The 4,704-nt window shown below is 30.8% G+C and carries 8 protein-coding genes; 3 read left to right on the top strand and 5 right to left on the bottom strand.

All coding sequences use genetic code 11. From position 1 onward, the window contains the following. Positions 1-109 precede the first annotated feature (109 nt). From ACRC03_RS13175 to ACRC03_RS13165, 3 genes are all read right to left on the bottom strand, one after another. Positions 110-625 (bottom strand): deoxycytidylate deaminase, encoded by a 516-nt coding sequence (locus ACRC03_RS13175; protein WP_438653040.1) that lies wholly within the window; start codon positions 623-625, stop codon positions 110-112. A gap of 64 nt (positions 626-689) precedes the next feature. Next, on the bottom strand, positions 690-851 hold the full coding sequence (locus ACRC03_RS13170; protein ID WP_438653039.1) for a hypothetical protein: 162 nt from the start codon (positions 849-851) through the stop codon (positions 690-692). Positions 852-942: 91 nt separating this feature from the next. Beyond that, on the bottom strand, positions 943-1,188 hold the full coding sequence (locus tag ACRC03_RS13165) for a small, acid-soluble spore protein, alpha/beta type (RefSeq protein ID WP_438653038.1): 246 nt from the start codon (positions 1,186-1,188) through the stop codon (positions 943-945). Positions 1,189-1,342: 154 nt separating this feature from the next. Between ACRC03_RS13165 and ACRC03_RS13160 the strand changes: the two genes are divergently transcribed. Further along, positions 1,343-1,627, top strand: coding sequence for a metal-sensitive transcriptional regulator (locus ACRC03_RS13160; RefSeq protein ID WP_438653037.1), 285 nt, complete (start codon positions 1,343-1,345; stop codon positions 1,625-1,627). A gap of 12 nt (positions 1,628-1,639) precedes the next feature. Next, on the top strand, positions 1,640-2,068 hold the full coding sequence (locus ACRC03_RS13155; RefSeq protein WP_438653036.1) for a SoxR reducing system RseC family protein: 429 nt from the start codon (positions 1,640-1,642) through the stop codon (positions 2,066-2,068). Positions 2,069-2,092: 24 nt separating this feature from the next. On the opposite strand, the gene ACRC03_RS13150 is transcribed toward ACRC03_RS13155, so the two are convergent. Together ACRC03_RS13150 and ACRC03_RS13145 are read right to left on the bottom strand one after the other, a co-directional pair. Further along, entirely contained in the window at positions 2,093-2,551 is a 459-nt protein-coding gene (locus ACRC03_RS13150; RefSeq protein WP_438653035.1) for a threonine/serine exporter family protein, read from the bottom strand. After that, complete coding sequence (locus ACRC03_RS13145; protein WP_438653034.1) at positions 2,551-3,339, bottom strand: threonine/serine ThrE exporter family protein; 789 nt, start codon at positions 3,337-3,339, stop codon at positions 2,551-2,553. The genes ACRC03_RS13150 and ACRC03_RS13145 overlap by 1 nt, the downstream gene beginning before the upstream one ends. Before the next feature lie 223 nt (positions 3,340-3,562). Here ACRC03_RS13145 and ACRC03_RS13140 point away from each other — a divergent pair. Next, the coding region (locus tag ACRC03_RS13140; RefSeq protein WP_438653033.1) for a hypothetical protein at positions 3,563-4,704 on the top strand (1,142 nt) is incomplete at its 3' end.

Genomic DNA, 4,704 nt, shown 5'->3' with positions numbered 1-4,704 from the left:
TTATAAATAAAATAGATTAATATATAAAAATTAGCCTCTTAAAATATTACAAGAGGCTAATTTTATTAGAATCGACTTTAATAGTATCAAAAAAGTGATTAGTTTATATTTATATGTTATCTACATCAAATGATATTGTCAAAGAGGAAGACTGTGGTTTTAATTGAGTCAACTTAATACCAGCAGAATTAAACATTCTCTTAGATGCTTTTACAATATCAGTATCTGCGTATTTATCACTAAGATAAATAACTTCTTTTATTCCACTTTGAATTATAGCCTTAGCACATTCGTTACAAGGGAAAAGAGCTACATACAATTTAGAGCCAGCAAGAGATTTGCCTTGAGCATTTAAAATAGCATTAAGCTCAGCGTGAACTACAAATGGATACTTAGTTTCAAGAAAATCTCCATCTCTTCCCCAAGGAAACTCATCATCGGAACAACCAGAAGGCAATCCGTTGTATCCAACACTTAATATTGTATTACCACTTAATCCATTACAATCTTCTCCACTTACTATACAAGCCCCTACCTGTGTGCTAGGATCTTTACTTCTTTTAGCAGAAAGAAGGGCTACACCCATAAAGTACTCATCCCAAGATATATAATTAGCATTTTTCATACGATAGTATTCTCCTAATCTTAATATTATATATAAGTTTATAATATTTACAATTAAGGTGCAACTAATATAGATCTTCTTCTTCTATTTCTATTAAGCCTTTAGAATCTAAAAACTCTTCCTCTAAATCTAGTATGACTTCAATAGTATCCTTAGATATAGATTCTCCAAGTCTTTTATATATAAATTCAATCATTTCTTCAACTGATATAGTTACATTCTCCATAGTAATACTCCTTTCGGGTTAACTGACATGAATAATATATTACTACAAAAATAATAAAATTAGAAGTTGGAAATAATTATAATTTTATATACTATTTATCTTTATTGTAATTATCTATTAGCATTTGTTCTCCCATTTCTACTAACTTCTTACTCATTTGTCCTCCAACTTGCTCACCAGCAAGGACATTTTTAGCATGTCCTATTAGAGTATTTTGAGGAGCGTTACTTTCTATTTTATCAGTAATATTATTGTAGTTATAGCCTAACTCACTAGCAATTTCCATTTTTAGACTACTTAAAGCTTGCTTTGCATTGTTTCTTGATTGTGCATCCATAATGAATACCTCCATAAATTTAGTATTATTTAATCAAATTATTAAAACAGAATATAATAATATGATTAACCTAATGAAAAACTTATATAACAACCTGTAAGCATTTTCTAAAATAAGTTATAATAATAAGTATAAATAAATGCGAGGTGCACTAATGGAAGAAAAGAACTTATCCAAGATGAATGATAAGGATGCTCTTATAAAAAGGCTCAAAAGAATAGAAGGACAAGTAAAAGGCGTACAAAAAATGGTAGAAGACGAAAGATATTGTATGGATATACTAACTCAAATATCAGCAATAAGGTCAGCTACAAACAAAGTAGGTACAATAATACTTGAAAACCATATGAAGGGGTGCGTAGCAGAAAGCATAAAAGAGGGTAATAGTGAAGAAATGATAAATGAGCTTATGAACACTATAAATAAACTAGTAAAATAAGGGGGAACTAAAATGGAACAACAGGGATACATTGTGGAGATTGTAGATAGCAATACTGCAAAACTAAAGATACAACGTCACTCAGCATGTGCATCATGTGGAAAATGTGCAACTACCTCAGAAAAAAAAGATGTAATAGTAGAAGTTGACAACACAATTGGGGCTAAGGTAGGAGATAGAGTAGCTGTAAATATGGAAAGTGTAAATGTACTAAAAGCAGCCGCAATAGTTTATATACTACCTTTAATAGGATTATTAGGTGGAACAATAATTACCTATTATGTACTTTCGGCAATAGGAAGCGTAAACAATATAGAAATTATAAGTGGAGCAGTTGGCGGAATACTAACAGTTGTTTCATTCTTAATACTAAAATTAAATGATAATAAGTTTAGAGATAGTAGAGAGTATATACCTATAGTTACAAAGGTATTAATATAAAACTCACTACACTAAAAAAAGCTGCTATTTAGCAGCTTTTTTTACTATTTTAAATATACTTATAGTTCTAGATAGTGACGTTATAACCAACACACCTAAGGCAATAGCACTGGCTACAAATAATACATCAGCACCAGTAGCAATAGCTAAGTCATAATTTCCTTGAACTAAGTACAACATAGTATTATACATACCAAGCCCAGGAACTAAAGGTATTATACCAGGTATTACAAAAAGAATAGCTGGATGTTTTAATTTTCTAGCTAAAATTTCACTCATAAGAGAAACTATAGCAGCGGCTATAAAATTAGAAAAAATACTATTAGAGGAAACTAACATTAAGTAATAAAATATAGCCCAACCAACTCCTCCTGTTATTCCTGCTGGCAACAATGTACTCACAGGAGAGTTAAGAAAAATTGAAAAACCTACAGTTGCAAGAGTTGAATATAAAAAATGCAGATAAATAGGCATATCAGTCATTAGAATACACCTCCTAATCTAAGCCATAAGTCTAGTACAAAACCAACACCACAAGCTATGGAAATAGCAGTCATACCTGCATCAAAAGCACGAGCAACTCCAGAAATCAAATCTCCAGAAATCAAATCTCTAATACCTTTTATAAAGGACACTCCTGGAAGCAATGGCATTATTGAACCTACAATAAGCATTCTAGGAGTATCTAATATTCCTAATTGTGTAAATAAAACACCTGCTAAAGCTATAAAAAATGAAGCGGATAAACTTGAAAAAGCAGGTATTGAACTTAATTTCATCATTTGATTAAAGAATATTACAGCAAGAATAGAAGTTATAAATGTAAAAATAAAGTTAGTAATATTATTTCCACCTAATAAACAAGCAAAGAAAGCTGAACCTAATCCTGTAGCTATATTAACTATGTAAGGAGAATAATTACTAGTATTTCCTAAGGTCTTTAACTCTTTAATAGCATCATCAATAGACAAATCTGGATTATTTACAAATTCTCTAGAAAAATTATTAAGGAGAGAAATTTTATTTAAGTTTATAGATCTACTTCTAATGGTTTTCATAAAACTTAAACCGTCAAATCTCTCATCTGAAATTATTATTACTGTTGGTGAAGTAAAGGCACTTATATGATGAAAACCTCTAGACTTACAAATTCTAAGTACACTATCTTCGACTCTATAAGTTTCTGCGCCATTAGAAAGCATAAGCTCACCTAAAAATAGAGATAATCTTAAGACGTCTTTTTTATAATCTTGTTTGTGTTCATTATCCATATACAACCCTCCAATTTTAAAGTTCGCACAAATATTATACCAAATATTTAATTATATGTTATATGTTTTCTTAAATTAAATTATCCTATCAAAATTTTATAAAATTAAATATAATTGCGAATTTAAATAAAGTTAAGCTTATTATATGCAAAAGTAGAAAATGTAACCAAACACAGATAAATGTATATAATAATTAATATCATCAATTTAGGGGGGACTAAATTTGGTTTTAACAGGAGCACATTATATTTATATCATTTTTATGATTTTGATTTTAGTAGCAATGATTATGAAGAAGGAAAGTGTAGTACCTTGTGTAGTAGGCACATTCTTGTTAGGCCTATTTTACAAAAAAAGTGTAGTAGGTGCATTAATAGGTGTATTCACTTCTTTCACAATTGCTCTAGGTGAATTAGGGCCTATAATTTTGATTATAGGAATTATGGTTGCATTATCTAAAGCACTAGAAGATAACAAGGCAATAGACTTTATGTGTAAGCCATTTGCTAAAGTAATCAAAAATTCAACTAGTGCATTTTTTATTGCAGGTGGAGTAATGTTTATAATGTCATGGTTCTTCTGGCCATCACCAGCATGTGCATTAGTAGGAGCAGTGTTTTTACCGATAGCGCTTAGAGCAGGACTTCCAGCTATGGGGCTAGCAGTATCCATGAACTTGTTTGGACATGGTTTAGCATTATCTACTGATTTTATAATTCAAGGAGCACCTACAGTAACAGGTGGAAGCTCAGGTATACCAGCAGCAGATATTATAAGTCAAGGTATGCCACTTTACTTTGTAATGGGATTTGTTACAATAGCAGTAGCATTTTATATGTTAAAGAGAGATCTTAGAAATGGCGTATTTGCCGAAGAATTAGCTACAACAACTGTAGAGATTGAAGCAAAAGAAGTGAGTCCAAAGGCAAAAATATCAGTATTAATAGTAGCGGTAGGATTTATACTAGATATAGTAGCTATGTATAAATTTGGATTAAAAGGTGGAGATGCATCAGCGCTATTAGGAGGAACAGGAGTAGCATTATTAGTACTTGTAAATGCTATAAGTGGTCCTAAAGAATGTTTAGACAAAGTAGCTAATCATATTATAGAAGGATTTACATGGGCTATAAAAGTATTTGCTGTAATTATACCAATAGCAGCTTTCTTCTATTTAGGAGATGCACCAATAACTAAAGTATTTGGTGATGTATTAGTAAATGGTTCACAAGGATTGTTATCAGATATAGGTATAGCTTTATCTCAAGTAGTACCTCTTAATAAGTTTGCAGCAGCAAGTATAGAGACAGTTGTTGGAGCAATTACAGGACTTGATGGTTCTGGATTCTCAGGAATGTCATTAGC

The sequence above is a fragment of the Romboutsia sp. genome, from assembly GCF_051659545.1.
Lineage (GTDB): Bacteria > Bacillota > Clostridia > Peptostreptococcales > Peptostreptococcaceae > JBOFOR01.
The sequence above is the reverse complement of the archived record's forward strand: the minus strand, read 5'-3'. Positions and strand labels throughout refer to the sequence as shown.